This is a genomic window from Pseudomonas sp. DC3200b2 (assembly GCF_049895785.1).
Classification (GTDB): Bacteria; Pseudomonadota; Gammaproteobacteria; order Pseudomonadales; family Pseudomonadaceae; genus Aquipseudomonas; species Aquipseudomonas massiliensis.
This window is the reverse complement of the sequence record NZ_JAFCTA010000004.1, coordinates 299,882-316,129: the sequence shown is the minus strand read 5'-3', so window position 1 is coordinate 316,129 and position 16,248 is coordinate 299,882. Positions and strand designations below refer to the sequence as shown.

The 16,248-nt window shown below is 64.3% G+C and carries 15 protein-coding genes; 12 read left to right on the top strand and 3 right to left on the bottom strand.

The features are described 5' to 3' along the window. Positions 1–11 precede the first annotated feature (11 nt). From rfbB to ACP691_RS14120, 6 genes are read left to right on the top strand one after another with little or no spacing between them, the layout of a single operon-like run. The gene (gene rfbB / locus ACP691_RS14145) at positions 12–1,094 is read left to right on the top strand and encodes a dTDP-glucose 4,6-dehydratase (protein WP_426150613.1); all 1,083 of its coding nucleotides are present in this window, start codon (positions 12–14) and stop codon (positions 1,092–1,094) included. Continuing rightward, a complete protein-coding gene (gene rfbA / locus ACP691_RS14140) occupies positions 1,091–1,963 on the top strand; it encodes a glucose-1-phosphate thymidylyltransferase RfbA (RefSeq protein ID WP_040260196.1) in 873 nt (290 codons plus the stop codon). The genes rfbB and rfbA overlap by 4 nt, the downstream gene beginning before the upstream one ends. Then, positions 1,960–2,508: a dTDP-4-dehydrorhamnose 3,5-epimerase gene (rfbC, locus tag ACP691_RS14135; RefSeq protein WP_426150615.1), complete on the top strand. Its 549-nt coding sequence runs from the start codon at positions 1,960–1,962 to the stop codon at positions 2,506–2,508. The genes rfbA and rfbC overlap by 4 nt, the downstream gene beginning before the upstream one ends. After that, complete coding sequence (gene rfbD, locus ACP691_RS14130; RefSeq protein WP_426150617.1) at positions 2,505–3,383, top strand: dTDP-4-dehydrorhamnose reductase; 879 nt, start codon at positions 2,505–2,507, stop codon at positions 3,381–3,383. The genes rfbC and rfbD overlap by 4 nt, the downstream gene beginning before the upstream one ends. 33 nt (positions 3,384–3,416) lie before the next feature. After that, a complete protein-coding gene (locus tag ACP691_RS14125; RefSeq protein ID WP_426150620.1) occupies positions 3,417–5,225 on the top strand; it encodes an ATP-binding protein in 1,809 nt (602 codons plus the stop codon). After that, positions 5,222–6,613: a sigma-54-dependent transcriptional regulator gene (locus tag ACP691_RS14120; protein ID WP_426150622.1), complete on the top strand. Its 1,392-nt coding sequence runs from the start codon at positions 5,222–5,224 to the stop codon at positions 6,611–6,613. Before ACP691_RS14125 ends, ACP691_RS14120 begins: the two co-directional genes overlap by 4 nt. Before the next feature lie 153 nt (positions 6,614–6,766). Here the strand turns inward: ACP691_RS14120 and cysQ are convergent, their stop codons facing one another. Both cysQ and nudE read right to left on the bottom strand, forming a co-directional pair. Next, positions 6,767–7,594, bottom strand: coding sequence for a 3'(2'),5'-bisphosphate nucleotidase CysQ (gene cysQ / locus ACP691_RS14115; protein ID WP_426150624.1), 828 nt, complete (start codon positions 7,592–7,594; stop codon positions 6,767–6,769). Beyond that, positions 7,591–8,157: an ADP compounds hydrolase NudE gene (gene nudE, locus ACP691_RS14110; RefSeq protein ID WP_426150627.1), complete on the bottom strand. Its 567-nt coding sequence runs from the start codon at positions 8,155–8,157 to the stop codon at positions 7,591–7,593. Before nudE ends, cysQ begins: the two co-directional genes overlap by 4 nt. Positions 8,158–8,243: 86 nt before the next feature. Here nudE and yrfG point away from each other — a divergent pair, with 86 nt between their 5' ends. From yrfG to ACP691_RS14080, 6 genes are all read left to right on the top strand, one after another. Further along, complete coding sequence (gene yrfG, locus ACP691_RS14105) at positions 8,244–8,933, top strand: GMP/IMP nucleotidase (RefSeq protein ID WP_040260208.1); 690 nt, start codon at positions 8,244–8,246, stop codon at positions 8,931–8,933. Beyond that, positions 8,934–9,830, top strand: a complete 897-nt coding sequence (locus tag ACP691_RS14100; protein WP_040260210.1) for a LysR family transcriptional regulator — start codon at positions 8,934–8,936, stop codon at positions 9,828–9,830. It begins immediately after the preceding gene. Between the two features lie 91 nt (positions 9,831–9,921). Further along, positions 9,922–10,755: a formate dehydrogenase accessory sulfurtransferase FdhD gene (gene fdhD / locus ACP691_RS14095; RefSeq protein ID WP_426150629.1), complete on the top strand. Its 834-nt coding sequence runs from the start codon at positions 9,922–9,924 to the stop codon at positions 10,753–10,755. 2 nt (positions 10,756–10,757) lie between these two features. After that, positions 10,758–13,091 carry an FdhF/YdeP family oxidoreductase gene (locus ACP691_RS14090; protein ID WP_426151108.1) on the top strand — a complete coding sequence of 778 codons (2,334 nt, stop codon included), beginning with the start codon at positions 10,758–10,760 and terminating at the stop codon, positions 13,089–13,091. A gap of 178 nt (positions 13,092–13,269) precedes the next feature. Next, the gene (locus ACP691_RS14085) at positions 13,270–13,722 is read left to right on the top strand and encodes a glycine zipper domain-containing protein (RefSeq protein WP_040260213.1); all 453 of its coding nucleotides are present in this window, start codon (positions 13,270–13,272) and stop codon (positions 13,720–13,722) included. Between the two features lie 164 nt (positions 13,723–13,886). Next, on the top strand, positions 13,887–14,615 hold the full coding sequence (locus ACP691_RS14080) for a hypothetical protein (RefSeq protein WP_426150631.1): 729 nt from the start codon (positions 13,887–13,889) through the stop codon (positions 14,613–14,615). An 81-nt stretch (positions 14,616–14,696) separates the two neighbouring features. Here the strand turns inward: ACP691_RS14080 and ACP691_RS14075 are convergent, their stop codons facing one another. Then, positions 14,697–16,241, bottom strand: coding sequence for a phosphoenolpyruvate carboxykinase (locus ACP691_RS14075; protein ID WP_426150634.1), 1,545 nt, complete (start codon positions 16,239–16,241; stop codon positions 14,697–14,699). Positions 16,242–16,248 lie beyond the last annotated feature (7 nt).

Sequence of the window (16,248 nt, the reverse complement as noted above, 5' to 3'; positions counted from 1 at the left end):
GGCCCGTAAACATGCGAATCCTCATCACTGGAGGGGCCGGCTTCATCGGTTCGGCCCTGGTACGACACCTCATCGAAAATACCGAGCACGACGTGCTCAATGTGGACAAGCTGACCTACGCCGGCAACCTGGAATCCCTGGCCAGCATTGCCACCAATACCCGCTACGAGTTCGTACAGGCCGATATCGCCGACCAGCCCACCATTTCCAAGGTACTGGCGCGTTTCCAGCCCGAGGCGATCATGCACCTGGCGGCCGAATCCCATGTAGACCGCTCCATCGACGGGCCTTCGGCGTTCATCCAGACGAACATCGTCGGAACCTACGCCCTGCTGGAAGCCACCCGCGCCTACTGGTCGGCCCTGGATGCTCCTGCCCGGGCAACGTTCCGCTTCCACCATATTTCCACCGACGAGGTCTACGGCGACCTTCACGGGGTGGACGACCTCTTCACCGAAACCACGCCCTATGCGCCCAGCTCGCCCTACTCGGCCAGCAAGGCCGCCTCGGACCACCTGGTCCGCGCCTGGCACCGCACCTATGGGCTGCCGGTGGTGGTCACCAACTGCTCCAACAACTACGGCCCCTATCACTTCCCCGAGAAGCTGATTCCGCTGGTGATTCTCAACGCGTTGGAAGGCAAGCCCTTGCCCGTGTATGGCGACGGCCTGCAAGTGCGTGACTGGCTTTATGTGGAAGATCACGCCCGGGCGCTGCTCGAGGTGGTGACCCGTGGCGAGGTGGGTGAAACCTACAACATCGGCGGCCACAACGAACAGAAGAACATCGATGTGGTGCGTGGCATCTGCGCCCTGCTCGAAGAACTCGCGCCGAACCGCCCGGCGGGCGTGGCCAATTACGTTGATCTGATCACCTTCGTGAAGGATCGCCCCGGCCACGACCTGCGCTACGCCATCGATGCCAGCAAGATCGAGCGCGACTTGGGCTGGGTACCTAAAGAAACCTTCCAGACCGGCCTGCGCAAGACCGTGCAGTGGTACCTGGAAAACCTGGAGTGGTGCCGCCGCGTGCAGGATGGCAGCTACCAGCGCGAGCGTCTGGGCAACAGCGAACCGAAGGACCTGATCGCATGAAAGGCATCGTTCTGGCGGGAGGCTCCGGCACCCGGCTTCACCCGATCACCCTCGGGCTGTCAAAGCAGCTGTTGCCGATCTATGACAAACCGATGATCTACTACCCCATTTCCGTGCTGATGCTGGCCGGCATCCGGGAAGTGCTGATCATCTCCACTCCGCTGGACCTTCCTCAGTACCGTCAGTTGCTGGGCGACGGTAGTCAGTTCGGCATCCATATCAGCTACGCCGAGCAGCCTTCGCCCGACGGGCTGGCCCAGGCTTTCCTGATTGGTGAGTCCTTTATCGGCAAGGATCCTGTGTGCCTGATCCTGGGCGACAACATCTTTCACGGCCAGCACTTCTCCGGGCAGCTGCAACGGGCGGTCGCCCGCCCGAGCGGGGCAACGGTGTTCGGCTACTGGGTCAAGGACCCGGAGCGCTTCGGGGTCATCGAGTTCGACGAGGCCGGCCGCGCGCTGTCCATCGAAGAGAAACCGAAGGCGCCCAAGTCCAGCTACGCGGTCACCGGCCTGTACTTCTATGACAACGACGTGGTGGAGATCGCCCGCAACGTCAAGCCCTCGCCCCGGGGCGAGCTGGAAATCACCGACGTCAACAATGCCTACCTGGCCCGTGGCGACCTGCATGTGGAGCGGTTCGGCCGAGGCTTCGCCTGGCTCGACACCGGTACCCACGACAGCCTGCTGGAAGCGTCCCAGTACGTACAGACCGTGGAGCATCGCCAGGGCCTGAAAGTAGCGTGCCTGGAAGAAATCGCCTTCATGAACGGCTGGATCGACGAACAACAATTGCTGGTACGGGCCAATGCCTTCGGTAAAACCGGATATGGCCAGTACCTCTTCGCATTGGCGCGGGAAGCTCGATGAACACGGTAACCACTTCCATCGCGGATCTTCTGATCTTCGAGCCCAGGGTCTTCGGCGATGACCGCGGGTTCTTCTTCGAAAGCTTCAACGAACGGGCTTTCGAGGAAGCCACCGGTCGCCGCGTCACCTTCGTCCAGGACAACCATTCCCGATCTGAGCGCGGCGTGTTGCGCGGCCTGCACTACCAGATCCAGAATCCCCAGGGCAAGCTCGTGCGGGTGGTCAACGGCGAGGTGCTGGACGTGGCCGTGGATATTCGTCGCCAGTCGCCTACCTTCGGCCAGCATGTAACCGTCCTGCTGTCAGCGGAAAACAAGCGGCAGCTGTGGATCCCCGAAGGCTTCGCCCACGGTTTCGTGGTACTCAGCGAATCGGCGGACTTCCTCTACAAGACGACCGACTACTACACCCCGAGCGCCGAGCGGTGCATCGCCTGGAATGACCCGACCCTGGCCATCGATTGGCAGCTCCAAGGGCGGGAGCCGCGACTGTCGGCCAAGGACCAGCAAGGCAAGCTGCTGCCGGAGGCGGACCTGTTTCCATGAGCGCTCTCTTGAAAGTGCTGCTGATCGGCGCCAAGGGTCAGGTCAGCACCGAGCTGCAACGCCGCCTGGCGGGCAAGGCCCAGCTCAGTGTGCTGGGCAGCGCCACCCTTGACCTGACCGACCCGAGCGCCATCCGTGAGCAGGTGCGGGCCTATCAGCCGGGCTTGATCATCAACCCGGCCGCCCACACCGCGGTGGACAAGGCTGAAAGCGAACCGGAACTGGCCTTTGCGATCAACGCCACGGCGCCTGGCGTGCTGGCCGAGGAAGCCGCCCGTATCGGAGCGCCGCTGATCCATTACTCCACAGACTACGTGTTCGATGGCAGCAAGCCCGCGCCCTACGTGGAAACCGACCCTACCGCCCCCCTGGGTGTGTATGGCCAAAGCAAGCTGGCTGGCGAACAGGCCATCCAGGCGGTGGGGGGCGAGCACCTTATCCTGCGCACCAGCTGGGTCTATGCCGCTCATGGCCGCAATTTCCTGCTCACCATGCAGCGCCTGCTGCAGGAGAAACCCGAGTTGAAAGTGGTCGCCGACCAGATAGGCGCGCCAACCTGGGCCGGCACCATCGCGGACAGCACCGTGCGGCTGATCGAGCGCTGGCAGGCCGGCCAGCCCGGCGCCTGGGGCTTGTACCACCTTACCGCCAGCGGTGAAACCTCCTGGTTCGGCTTCGCCGAGGCCATCGGCGAGACCTTGCGCCAGGCCGGCAAGCCGTGCGCGAACCTGGTCCCGATTCCGTCCAGCGAATATCCGACGCCCGCGCGCCGGCCGCTCAACTCGCGCCTGGACTGCGAACGCCTGGCCAGCGAGTGGGGCGTGCGCCAGGCCCCCTGGCACGACGGCCTGCTGGAGTGCCTGCGCGGGGCGTAACGGGTGCACGGCCGGGTGGGTTAACATGGCGGCATGATCAAGCCCGCCCTTCCCCCTCGGCCACGCTGGCGTAACCTCGCCCTGGTCGCCCTTTGCCTGGCCCCCTTGTTGTTGCCCCTGCAGCAACTGGCAGACCGTTACTACCGCAGCGAACTGGTCAGCCAGAACCGGCAAACCCTCGACCTTTATGTGGCCAACCTGCTGGGCACCTTGAGCCGCTATGAAGCCTTGCCGCCAATCCTTGGCGACCTGCCCGCGCTGCGCCAGTTGCTGGCCAACCCGACCGACTTGACCCTGCGCAACGCGGCCAACCGCCTGCTCAAGACCATCAGCGCGCAGACCGGCGCTGAAGTGATGTACCTGATGGACCCGGCGGGCAATACCCTGGCGGCGTCCAACTGGGAGCAGAAAGACAGCTTCGTGGGCCGCAACTTCGCTTTCAGGCCTTATTTCAACGACGCCATCGCCGGGCGCCTGGGCCGCTTCTTCGGCCTGGGCACCACCTCGGCCAAGCGAGGCTACTTCTTCGCCGCCGGCGTGCGTGACCACGACCAGACCCTGGGCGCCCTGGTCGTCAAGGTCGATCTGGACCACACCGAAACGCTCTGGGGCCGCACGCCCGAGCAACTGGTAGTGACAGACCAATATGGCGTGGTCATCCTTACTTCCAAGCCTGACTGGCGCTACCGCTCTACCCGGCCGCTGACCGATGCCGAACGCGCCGCCATCAGCGCGAACCAGCCCTACCCCACCGGCAACCCGGGCCCCCTGGACCTGGCCAGCCCCGCCTGGCTCAGCCAAAGCCGCTACATCAGCGAAACCGGCTGGACCGTGAACCTGCTCGCGCCGCGCAGCCTCATAGACCGCCCGGTGCGGACGGTGGTGGCGGTAGGCGGAGCTGCCTTGCTGGCGCTGATCCTGATGCTCGGGCTGATGATGCAGCGGCGCCGCAACTACCTGGATCGCCTGGGCTTCGAGGCCCAGGCCCGGCAGGAACTGGAAGCACGTGTCAGCGAGCGCACCAGCGCCTTGCAGAAGCTCAACAGCCGCCTGCGCCAGGAAGTACTGGAACGCGAGCAGGCCCAGCAAAAACTCGTGCAGGCCCAGGATGAACTGGTCCAGGCCAGTAAGCTGTCGGCTCTGGGAACCATGAGTGCCAGCATCAGCCATGAGTTGAACCAGCCCCTGGCCGCCATTCGCAGCTATGCCGACAACGCCGGCGTGCTACTCGACCATGCCCGGGTCGACGAGGCCCGGGGTAACCTCAAGGCTATCAGCGAGCTGACCACCCGCATGGCATCCATCATCGCGCATTTGCGCGCGTTCGCCCGGCGCGACCGTCACGCCCCGGAAAGCGTCGCCTTGCAGCCTGCCCTGGAGGACGCCCTGGCCCTGCTTGCCAAGCGACGCCGCGCCATGGCGGTGGAGCTGATCCGCGATCTGCCAGACGCGCCTTTGTGGGTCCAGGCCGGAGAAACCCGGCTGCGCCAGGTACTGGGCAATGTACTGGCCAATGCCCTGGACGCACTGACGGAAAAAGCCAACCCGAGACGCATCTGGCTCAGCGCAGACAAGTCCATCGACGGCGTCAGCCTGTATATTCGCGACAATGGCCCGGGCTTCACCAGCGAGGCGCTGGCGCATGCCCGCGAGCCCTTCTTCACCACCAAGACCCGCACCCAAGGCCTGGGCCTGGGCCTGGCCATCTGCGACACCCTCATGCGGGCGCTGGGCGGCGAGCTGCTGCTGGCCAACCATCCCCAGGGCGGCGCGTTGCTGACCCTGCGCCTGCGCCCCGCCACGCCCGGGGTAAGCCCGCAACCGCTAGAGGACCTGGCATGACCCTGCCTGACGTACTGAATGCACAAACCGATGTGGTTCTGGTGGATGACGACCCTCATCTACGTCAAGCCCTGCGCCAGACCCTGGACCTGGCAGGCCTGCGCGTCCTGGCGCTGGAAGACGCCAGCGGCCTGGATGGCCGCATCGGGCGAGACTGGCCGGGCGTCGTGGTCAGTGACATTCGCATGCCGGGCGTGGATGGCTTGACGCTGCTCAAGCGGCTGCACGCCGCCGACCCGGAATTGCCCGTGCTGCTGATCACCGGGCATGGCGATGTTCCCCTGGCGGTGGAAGCCATGCGAGCCGGGGCCTACGATTTCCTGGAAAAGCCTTTCCCGAGCGACGCGCTGCTCGACAGCGTACGCCGCGCCCTGGGCCATCGCCGACTGGTGCTGGACAACCGCAGCCTGCGCCTGGCCTTGAGCGACCGTCAGGCCCTGGGCGCTCGCCTTCTGGGAAACAGTCCCGCCATGGCGCGCTTGCGCGAGCAGATCGGTGCCTTGGCCGGGACCCGCGCCGATGTACTTATCCTGGGCGAGACAGGCGCGGGCAAGGAGGTGGTGGCGCGGGCGCTGCATGACCTTTCCAGTCGTCGCACAGGCCCTTTCGTGGCCATCAATGCTGGCGCCCTGGCCGAGTCGGTGGTTGAAAGTGAACTGTTCGGCCATGAGCCTGGCGCTTTCACCGGCGCGCAAAAACGACGTATCGGCAAATTTGAGTTCGCCAATGGCGGCACGCTCTTCCTCGACGAAATCGAGAGCATGAGCCTGGAAGTACAGGTCAAGCTGCTACGCCTGCTGCAGGAACGGGTAGTGGAACGCTTGGGTGGCAACCAACAGATTGCCCTGGACATCCGAGTGATCGCCGCCACCAAGGAAGACCTGCGCTTGGCCGCGGATCAAGGCCGCTTCCGTGCCGACCTGTACTACCGCCTGAACGTCGCCCCGGTTCGCCTACCACCGCTACGCGAGCGTGGCGAAGACATCATCATGCTGTTCGAGCATTTCAGCGGCGCCGCCGCCCAGCGCCACGGCCTGCCGCCCCAGGCGTTGCAGCCGGCGCAACGCAGTGCCTTGTTGCGACATGGCTGGCCTGGCAATGTGCGGGAACTGCAGAACGCGGCGGAGCGCTTCGCCCTGGGCCTGGACCTGGCCCTCGATCCACAGGCCGAGACCGAAGCAATGGCCGCCGAAACCTCAGGTAGCGCAAGCAGCGCCTTGAGCGAGCAGGTCGAGGCGTTCGAACGCCAAGTGATCAGCGCCGAGATCGCCCGGGGCCATGCTTCATTGCGCAGCCTGGCCGAAGCCTTGGGCATCCCTCGAAAAACACTGCATGACAAACTGCGCAAGCACGGCCTGGCCGTGGGCACCGGGGAGGACAGCGACTGAAACCGCTTGTTGGACCCAGCGCCGCCCGCGAGTCATTCCCCAGCTGGCGCTGGGTCCCACCGGTCGTCCGCGCAAGATCTGTTGGAGGCAGCGCCAGCTGCCGAAGTATTCCCCAGCTGGCGCTGGGTTCACCAGGGCCCTGGCAGGTCGTGTTCAGGCCCGGCACAGCGAGAGCAGCGCCGAGCGCCAGGGCGCGTGCCCCGGCAAAGCCAGGAAATGGCTATTGAGCAAGCTCTCCCGGGCCGGATAGCGGAACGGCTCGCCAAGGGTATTGATCACTTCGCCACCGGCCCCCTCCAGTACGCCCTGGGCAGCAGCGGTATCCCATTGCGAGGTGGGCGCCAGGCGGGGGTAGCAGTGGGCCGTACCCTCGGCCAACAGGCAGAACTTCAACGAGCTGCCAATGCTGGTCAGCGCCAACGGCCCGACCACGCTCTCCAGGCCCGCCAACAAGGCCTGTTGCTCCGGGCTTGAATGACGCCGGCTGGCCACTACGGTGAAAGGCTCGCCCGCGGCGGGCTCTGCCTTGGCGTGGATCCTCACCGGCGCCTGCCCGGGCTCGCTGCGCCAAGCGCCAAGGCCCGCGCCGCCCCACCAGCAACGCCCGGAGACCGGCGTGGCGACCACGCCGAATACCACCTCGCCGTGGTCGATCAAGGCGATGTTCACCGTGAACTCCTCGCTGCCGGAAATGAATTCCTTGGTGCCATCGAGGGGGTCGACGAGCCACCATCGCCTCCACTGCTCGCGTACGGCCAGGGGCAGGTTGCAGTCTTCCTCCGACAGCACCGGCACGCTGGAATCGAGACGGGTCAGGCCGTTCAGAATCACATGGTGGGCTGCCAGGTCTGCCGCGGTCACCGGCGAATCATCAGCCTTGGCTGTCACCTCTACCCCGGAACGCCAGAACGGCAGAATCGCCTCGCCTGCTTCCCGAGCCAACGCCACAACGCTTTGCAACCATGGATGCGGATAGCTCACAGGGCGAATACTCCCCGCTGGATCAACAGGTCTCGGGCCAGATAGAGCGCCGCCAAGGCACGCCCCTCACTGAAATCCGGATGGCTGGCCAGCTCCGCCAATCCTCGCAGGTTCACGCGATCTACCCTGAGGGGCTCCGGCTCATCACCTTCGAGGCGTTCTTCGTAGAGGTCGGTGGCGAGCACCACCTGGATCTTCTGGCTCATGTATCCCGGCGACAGGGACAGCTCGGTGAGGTATTCAAGCTGCCGCGCACCGAAACCGGCCTCTTCCTTCAGTTCCCGATTGGCCGCCGCCAGTACATCTTCACCAGGCTCGATCAGGCCCTTGGGCAGTGACAGCTCATAGGTTTCGGTGCCGCCGCAATACTCTTCCACCAGTACCGCATGCTCGGCATCGAGCATGGCCACGATCATCACCGCCCCGTGGCCAGTGCCATGCCCCACCAAGCGCTCGTAGGTCCGCTGCGCGCCATTGGCAAAACGCAACTGCACCTGCTCGACACGGAATATACGGCTGCTGGCGACGATCTCGCGGCCTAGTACGGTGGGTTTATGGCGCATAGGGGCGGCTCCTTGGCTTGAACGGGGTACTATACCTTGGCTCGGCGGAACGCCGAGCCTGTTTTCCGCCGCCCGGGAGCCTGCTCATGCCTGTTTTAGCCTGGTCCGACATCGACACCGTTCTGCTCGACATGGACGGCACCCTGCTGGACCTCCACTTCGATAACCACTTCTGGCTTCACCATCTGCCCCAGCGTTACGCCGAGCTGCATGGCACCGATCTGGCCGCAGCCCAGGCAAGGCTGCAGCCATTGTTCCAAGCCCACGCCGGACAGTTGAACTGGTACTGCCTGGACTTCTGGCAGCGGGAGCTCGAGCTGCCGATCGTCGAGCTCAAGCAGGAAGTGGCGGAATTGATTGCCTTGCGGCCCCATGCCGATACTTTCCTGGCTGCCGTTCACGCGGCAGGCAAGCGGCTAGTACTGATCACTAACGCTCACCGGGACTCACTCACGCTGAAACTGGAGCGCATCGCCCTGGCGCCCTGGTTCGACCGCCTGATCAGCTCCCATGATTACGGCCATCCAAAGGAAGCCCGTGCTTTCTGGGAGGCGCTGGAAGCGGATATCGGCTTTACTCCCGCCAATGCGCTGTTCATCGACGATACCTTGCCGATTTTGCGCAGCGCGCGGGCGTATGGCATCGGCCATCTGCTGGCGGTGTGCGAGCCGGACAGTCGCAAAGGCCGCAAGGATACGGAAGAGTTTGCCGCGGTGGACGACTTTCGCGAGCTGCTTGTGGGGCTGGCGGCCTCGCCCGCTTCCCAGGGGGCATGAATGGATATCAAGCAGCTGAAATTCCTGGTGGCCCTGGACGAAACCCGCCACTTCGGCCAGGCCGCGGCGCGCTGCCACATTACCCAGCCCACTCTGTCCATGCGCTTGCGCAGCCTCGAAGAAGAGCTGGATCTGCCCTTGGTGAACCGAGGCCAGCGCTTCGAAGGTTTTACGCCACCAGGAGAGCGTATCCTGGCCTGGGCGCGCACCGTGCTGGCCGCGTACGACGGCCTGCGCGCCGAAGCTGCCGCGTGCCGAGGACACCTGGTCGGCACCCTGCGCCTGGGCGTTGTACCGCTGTCGAGCTTCGATCCGATTCCCCTACTGCGCGACCTGCATGGGCTGCACCCCGAGCTTCGCTTCGAGCTCAGCTCGCTGAGCTCCGACCAATTGCTGGAGCAATTGGCCAGCAACCGCCTGGACCTGGGTGTGTCCTACCTGGATCGCCTCGACCCGACGCGATTCGAATCCTTGGTGCTCAATGACACCCGCATGGGCTTGCTTCATGACCCACGCCATTTCGACTTCGATGATGCGCCGCTGAGCTGGGAGGCAGTGAACGCATTGCCCCTTGGGCTGTTGACCGTGGGCATGCACTTTCGCCAGTCCATCGATCATGCCTTCCATAGCCGAGGCCTGCACCCTGAGCCCCTGCTGCAGACCGATGCGGTGCACCAACTTCTGCAAGCGGTTCAGGGCGGCCTTTGCTGCGCCATCATGCCGCTGCATGGCGGCCTTGAAGGCCTGACCGACCATCTGCGCCTGCAGCCGATAGAGCAGGCCCAGACCCTGGCCGGCCTGGGGCTGATCATGCGCCGAGCGGAACCGCGTTCGCCCTTGGCCGAGGCCTGCTTCGCTTACTGTCGGGCCCGTCTGGCGCCAGACCGCCTGGCTTAATCGAGGCCATCTATCAGCGGATTGGAACAAGCGATTAGACGACCAGTCACACCCGGCATAGGCTCCATGAACGAAACTGCCGGTACTGCCGATGTCCATCCCGCGTTTTGCTCCCTTGGCGCCCTCTGCGACAGCGCCTTCCGCCAGCCAGGACTATGCCTATGCCACCCTCGAGGGTGGCGAGCCAGGCTGCGCCGCCCTGGCTGACGAGGTAGCGCTGGCCATCGTGTACAACGGCATCAGCCAAGCGGTGATGCTGGTCAGCCCCAGGGACTTGGAAGACTTCGTGGTGGGTTTCAGCCTTGCCAGCGGCATCGTTCCTTCGCTCGAAGATATCTATGACATCAGCCTGCAAGCGTGTGGCGATTCCTGGCAAGCACAGGTCGAAATATCGAGCCGCGCCTTCTGGGCTCTGAAAGATCACCGACGGCAGATGGCCGGCACCAGCGGTTGCGGCCTTTGTGGCGTGGAAGCGATGGACCAGGCCCTGCCCGCGCTGCCTGTATTGGCGCGGGCACCCCTGCCGCCGCCGGCTTGGCTTGGGGGCCTGCGCGAACGTATCGCCGAGCTTCAGCCCCTGGGCAAGCATTCCGGTGCAGTGCACGCGGCCGCCTTCATGAACCGCGGAGGCGAACTGCTTCTGGCCCGGGAAGACATCGGCCGCCACAACGCCCTGGACAAATTGATCGGTGCGCTGCAACGCGAGCGTATCGAAACCACTGGCGGGCTGGTGGTCATGACCAGTCGCTGCAGCCTGGAGCTGATCCAGAAAATGCTGCGCGCCGGGATTCAAACCCTTGTGAGCTTTTCCTCCCCGACCGGCCTGGCCTGCCAATGGGCGCGCCAGCATCGCCTGAACCTCATTCACTTGCCGCATCACAGCGCGCCGCGGGTCTATAGCCCCGTGATGGAGAATCAATCGTGAGCATTTCCAAGGCTGAAACCGCCCCTGCGTCCGCCCCTCGCTTCAAGCCCTACAAGGGCCCGGCCGCGGGCTGGGGCGCTTTGCAGAGCGTCACCCGCTTCTGGCTGTACAGCGGCAACCCGCTGAAGAACATCCGCGCCATGCTCAAGACCAACCAGAACGGCGGCTTCGACTGCCCGGGCTGCGCCTGGGGCGAGTCACCCGAAGACGGCATGGTCAAGTTTTGTGAAAACGGCGCCAAGGCGGTGAACTGGGAAGCGACCAAGCGCCGGGTGGATGCGGCTTTCTTCGCTCGTCACAGCGTGACATCGCTGCTGGAACAAAGCGACTACTGGCTCGAATACCAGGGTCGGCTTACCCAGCCGATGGTCTACAACGCCGACACGGACCGCTACCAGCCCATCGACTGGGACGATGCCTTCGCGCTCATCGCCCGCCATCTCAACAGCCTGGAAAGCCCCGACCAGGCCGAGTTCTATACCTCAGGCCGGGCCAGCAACGAAGCGGCTTACCTGTATCAGCTGTTCGTGCGCGCCTACGGTACCAACAACTTCCCCGACTGCTCGAACATGTGCCACGAGGCCAGTGGTGTCGCGCTGTCCCAGAGCGTTGGTGTCGGCAAGGGAACGGTGACCTTCGAGGACTTCGAGCACGCCGACGCCATTTTCGTCTGGGGGCAGAACCCCGGCACCAACCACCCACGCATGCTTGAACCCCTGCGCGAAGCGGTGGAACGCGGCGCTCAGGTGGTATGTATCAATCCACTCAAGGAGCGTGGCCTGGAACGCTTCCAGCACCCTCAACACCCGCTGGAAATGCTCACCAACGGCGACCGCCCCACCAACACGGCGTTCTTCCGCCCCGCGTTGGGTGGTGACATGGCCATCGCTCGGGGCATGGCCAAGTTCCTGCTGCAATGGGAGCGTGACGCCCAGGCCAGCGGCGGCCCGGCCGTGTTCGACCACGAATTCCTCAATGCTCACACGACTTCAGTGCAGGAATACCTGGCGGCCGTGGATGCCACCACCTGGGAGCAGATCGTTCAGCAGTCCGGCCTGCCGTTGGTGGAGATCGAGCGCGCCGCCCGTATGTACGCCAGGGCTACCAAGGTCATCATGTGCTGGGCCATGGGCATCACCCAGCATCGCCATTCGGTGCAGACCATCCAGGAGCTGGCCAACCTGGCGTTGCTGCGCGGCAACATCGGCCGCCCAGGCGCGGGCCTGTGCCCAGTACGGGGCCACAGCAACGTACAGGGCGACCGCACCATGGGCATCAACGAGCGCCCACCGGTATTCCTGCTCGATGCCATGGAAAAGCGCTTCGGCTTCCAGGTGCCGCGCCGGCAAGGGCATAACGTGGTCGAGGCCATCCATGCAATGCTTGAAGGGCGCGCCAAGGTGTTCATCGGCCTGGGTGGCAACTTCGCCCAGGCGACCCCGGACACGCCACGCACGGCCGAGGCCCTGCGCAATTGCCAACTGACCGTGCAGATCAGCACCAAGCTCAACCGCAGTCACCTGGTTCATGGCAAGGAAGCGTTGATTCTCCCTTGCCTCGGCCGTACCGACATCGACCGTCAGGCTGAAGGGCCACAGGCCGTGACCGTGGAAGACTCTTTCTCCATGGTGCATGCGTCCTTTGGGCAGTTGGAGCCGCTCTCGCCCCTGCAACGCTCGGAGCCCGCGATTCTCGCCGGCATCGCCCACGCGACCCTGGGACCGCGTCCGGTGGACTGGCAGTGGCTGGTGGGCGACTACCAGCGCATCCGCGACCTGATCGCCGATACCATCCCTGGCTTTACCGACTTCAACGAGAAGCTCAAGCATCCGGGTGGCTTCTACCTGGGCAATACCGCCGGGGCGCGCCGCTGGAGCACTTCCAGTGGCCGGGCGAACTTCAAGGCCAACGCCTTGCCGGCCGACCTGCTGCATGACAGGGTCCATGCCACCGGCAAGGTACCCGACCTGATCCTGCAGACGCTGCGGTCCCATGACCAGTACAACACCACTATCTACAGCCTCGATGATCGCTACCGTGGCGTGCGCGGCCAGCGCGAGGTGGTGTTCGCCAACGAAGCGGACATTATCCGCCTGGGCTACCAGCCCGGGCAGAAAGTGGACATGATTTCCGTGTGGGAAGACGGCCGCGAGCGTCGCGTCAGCGGCTTCACCCTGTTGCCTTTCGACATTCCGGCAGGCCAGGCGGCAGCCTACTATCCGGAAACCAACCCGCTCGTACCTCTGGAGAGCACAGGCGAAGGCAGCAGCACGCCAACGTCCAAGTTCGTGGCCATTCGTTTCGAGCGGTCACGGGAAAGCGCGCGGATCATCTGATCCGGCATACGCCAGGCAGGCGGGTCGAATCTCTTACGACCCGCCTGCCTTGATTAAGTTTCCCCTAAAAACAATAAGTTAGCGTTTTGTGACACGCTCGTGTCATTCGTCGATTTTCAGTTGTTACCGGCAAAGGCCCGTTGCACGATCGCGGCGTCATAAGCCTGAGATTCCTTTCATGAAGCTTGCCTCGATTGTTGCGTTGTCCTTGAGCCTGATCAGCGGCGCGGCCTTTGCCGGCGGTACCGCCGAAGCAGGTATCGGCGGCGCCTTGGGTGGGGTTCTCGGTTCCGTGGTTGGCCAGCAGATTGGTGGCAGTACTGGCTCGGCCATAGGCGCTGGCCTGGGTGGCGCCGCAGGTAGTGCGGTAGGTGCCGACAAGCACAGCCGCGGCGAAGCGGCCCTCGGTGGCGCCTTGGGCGCGGCTGGCGGCAACGTCATCGGACGCAGCGTGGGCGGAAACACCGGAAGCCTGATCGGCGCGGCGGCTGGCGGCGGTGCCGGTGGCGCGCTCGGCAACTACATGGGCAAGGATGATGACCATGGCGACCGCGATCGTCGCGCCGACCGCCGCTGGAAACACGACCGCGGCCATCACTATGGTCACCGTAAGCACTGGCGTCATCGCTGATCCCTCCAGAGGGGCGCCTGTAGCGTCGGATCCATTCCGACCAAATACCAGGGTGCCCCTCTGTTCATTTTCTGAAGCCACGTTTACTCTGCGCGCAATGTAACAGCATTGCGACATCATCCTGTGGCCAGCCCTGGCGATGTCGGTACGCCAGGAACCGCTCCATGACCCAAGCCAATGACAACGGCGTGACTCACTTCCAACGCCTGGACCCGAGCCAGATCGACATCGTACTGGGCAGTGCCAGGCCCCCTCGTTCCTTGCCAGCCGAACGTAAAAGTCGAACCGGCCTTTGGTTGACAGGTCTGGCGGCCGCCGCCGCATTGGCCTGGGGCCTTGACCACGAGGCCTCGGCACCAGTGGCTCGCCCTGCCGCCTCGCCGCCCGCCGCGCCTCTTGAAGCCGAAACGCCGCCGGTTGCCGTTGTGAACCACGCTGTCTCCCAGGTAGTGAACCAGGCTACCCTCGTGGTGATCAACGCCCCCGTCAAGGCTGCCCCGGCCCAGACCAGCAAGCCTCAGGAGCAAGTTCCAACACCGCCCCAAGGCTTGGTATCAGCCGAGTACCTGGCCCAGTTCAGGGCCGGAGCCACCCATGCGCAGACGCCTGCGCAGCGCCCTTATCAGATTGCCAGCGTCACTATCCGGGAGTGGGACGGCCCCAATCGCTACGTGGCGCGCTGGCGGGTCTACGATAATGAAATCGACCAAGGCTCGGTCTGCTTCAACTTCCCGGGCGATAGTATCGAGCGTCGTGAGTGCCGTCGCGCCGCTCAACAGTACTTCAAGGACCAATGCCGCGACTGGACGCGCCGCGCGGAAAAATCTCGGGATCGCGACACCCGTGATGCCCGGACCCAGCTTTGTGCCGTGGCCAGCCAGTTCACGCCCTGACTGCCCTCTTCCGGCCCTCATAAGCCCCCTGAAAAAAAGAACCCCCGCACTGGGCGGGGGTTCGTTCAAGCCCGGGCTCGATTACAACTGCGGACCGGCGGCGCGAATGGCGTCCGAGACTTCGAACTTCTTGAAGTTCTCGATGAACAGCCCGGCCAAGGCCTTGGCCGCTTCGTCGTACGCGGCCGGGTCGGCCCAGGTGGTGCGAGGCTTGAGCAGGCCAGTGTCGACGCCTGGCACGGCCTTTGGCACGTCCAGGTTGATGATGTCCAGGTGCTCGGTCTCCACGCCTACGAGCGCACCGCTCTGGATGGCCGCGATCACGCCACGGGTAGTGGGGATGTTGAACCGCTTGCCTACACCGTAGCCACCACCGGTCCAGCCGGTATTGACCAGGTACACCTTGGAGCCGAACGCGCGGATGCGCTTGATCAGCAACTCAGCGTATACACCGGCCGGACGCGGGAAGAACGGCGCGCCGAAGCAGGTGGAGAAGGTGGACTTGATGCCGGCGCCCGAACCCATTTCGGTAGAGCCGACCAGGGCGGTGTAGCCAGACAGGAAGTGGTAGGCGGCCTGCTCTTCGCTCAGGATCGACACCGGCGGCAGCACGCCAGTCAGGTCGCAGGTGAGGAAGATCACGGCGTTCGGCTCGCCACCCAGGTTCTTCGGGGCGATCTTGTCGATCAGCTCGCGTGGGTAGGCCGCGCGGCTGTTCTGGGTCAGGCTGTCGTCGGTGTAATCCGGCACGCGGGTTTCCGGGTCCAGGACCACGTTTTCCAGCACGGCGCCGAACTGGATGGCTTTCCAGATCACCGGCTCGTTCTTCTGGGTGAGGTCGATGCACTTGGCATAGCAGCCGCCCTCGATGTTGAACACCACACCCTCGCCCCAGCCGTGCTCGTCGTCACCGATCAGGTAACGGCTTTCGTCGGCGGACAGGGTGGTCTTGCCGGTACCGGACAGACCGAAGAACAGGGTGACGTCGCCGTCCTCGCCCATGTTCGCGGCGCAGTGCATCGGCAGCACGTCCGCCGCCGGCAGCAGGAAATTCTGCACCGAGAACATGGCTTTCTTCATTTCGCCAGCGTAGCGCATGCCGGCGATCAGCACCTTCTTGGCAGCGAAGTTGATGATGACGCAGCCATCGGAGTTGGTGCCGTCACGCTCCGGCTCGCAGGTGAACCAGGGCGCGTTGAGCACTTGCCATTCCTGGCGCGCGGCAGGGTTGTACTGGGCGGGATTGATGAACAGGCAACGGCCGAACAGGTTGTGCCAGGCCGTCTCGGTGGTCATCTTCACGGCCAGGTAGTGGCTGTCGTCGGAGCCTACGTGAACGTGGGATACGAAATGATCACGCTCACCCACATAGGCGCTGACGCGCTCCCACAAGGCGTCGAACTTGTCGGCCGGGAATTTGCGGTTGATGGGCCCCCAGGCGATGTCGCCCTGAGTGGACGGCTCTTCTACGATAAAGCGATCGACCGGAGAACGGCCGGTACGATGACCGGTTTTCACAACCAGCGAGCCATTGGCGGCAAGCTCACCTTCACCGCGTCGAATGGCCTCTTCGACCAGTTGAGCGATGCTGATATCGGTATACACGGCGTTTTTGGCTTGCGTCATGAGAATC

Coding starts and splice junctions, on each gene's coding strand:
- ACP691_RS14085 (WP_040260213.1), top strand. CDS start 13,270: ATGAAGCTTGCCTCGATTGTTGCGTTGTCCTTGAGCCTGATCAGCGGC.
- rfbB (WP_426150613.1), top strand. CDS start 12: ATGCGAATCCTCATCACTGGAGGGGCCGGCTTCATCGGTTCGGCCCTG.
- yrfG (WP_040260208.1), top strand. CDS start 8,244: ATGCCTGTTTTAGCCTGGTCCGACATCGACACCGTTCTGCTCGACATG.
- rfbD (WP_426150617.1), top strand. CDS start 2,505: ATGAGCGCTCTCTTGAAAGTGCTGCTGATCGGCGCCAAGGGTCAGGTC.
- ACP691_RS14100 (WP_040260210.1), top strand. CDS start 8,934: ATGGATATCAAGCAGCTGAAATTCCTGGTGGCCCTGGACGAAACCCGC.
- ACP691_RS14125 (WP_426150620.1), top strand. CDS start 3,417: ATGATCAAGCCCGCCCTTCCCCCTCGGCCACGCTGGCGTAACCTCGCC.
- ACP691_RS14120 (WP_426150622.1), top strand. CDS start 5,222: ATGACCCTGCCTGACGTACTGAATGCACAAACCGATGTGGTTCTGGTG.
- ACP691_RS14075 (WP_426150634.1), bottom strand. CDS start 16,241: ATGACGCAAGCCAAAAACGCCGTGTATACCGATATCAGCATCGCTCAA.
- fdhD (WP_426150629.1), top strand. CDS start 9,922: ATGTCCATCCCGCGTTTTGCTCCCTTGGCGCCCTCTGCGACAGCGCCT.
- rfbA (WP_040260196.1), top strand. CDS start 1,091: ATGAAAGGCATCGTTCTGGCGGGAGGCTCCGGCACCCGGCTTCACCCG.
- rfbC (WP_426150615.1), top strand. CDS start 1,960: ATGAACACGGTAACCACTTCCATCGCGGATCTTCTGATCTTCGAGCCC.
- nudE (WP_426150627.1), bottom strand. CDS start 8,157: ATGCGCCATAAACCCACCGTACTAGGCCGCGAGATCGTCGCCAGCAGC.
- ACP691_RS14080 (WP_426150631.1), top strand. CDS start 13,887: ATGACCCAAGCCAATGACAACGGCGTGACTCACTTCCAACGCCTGGAC.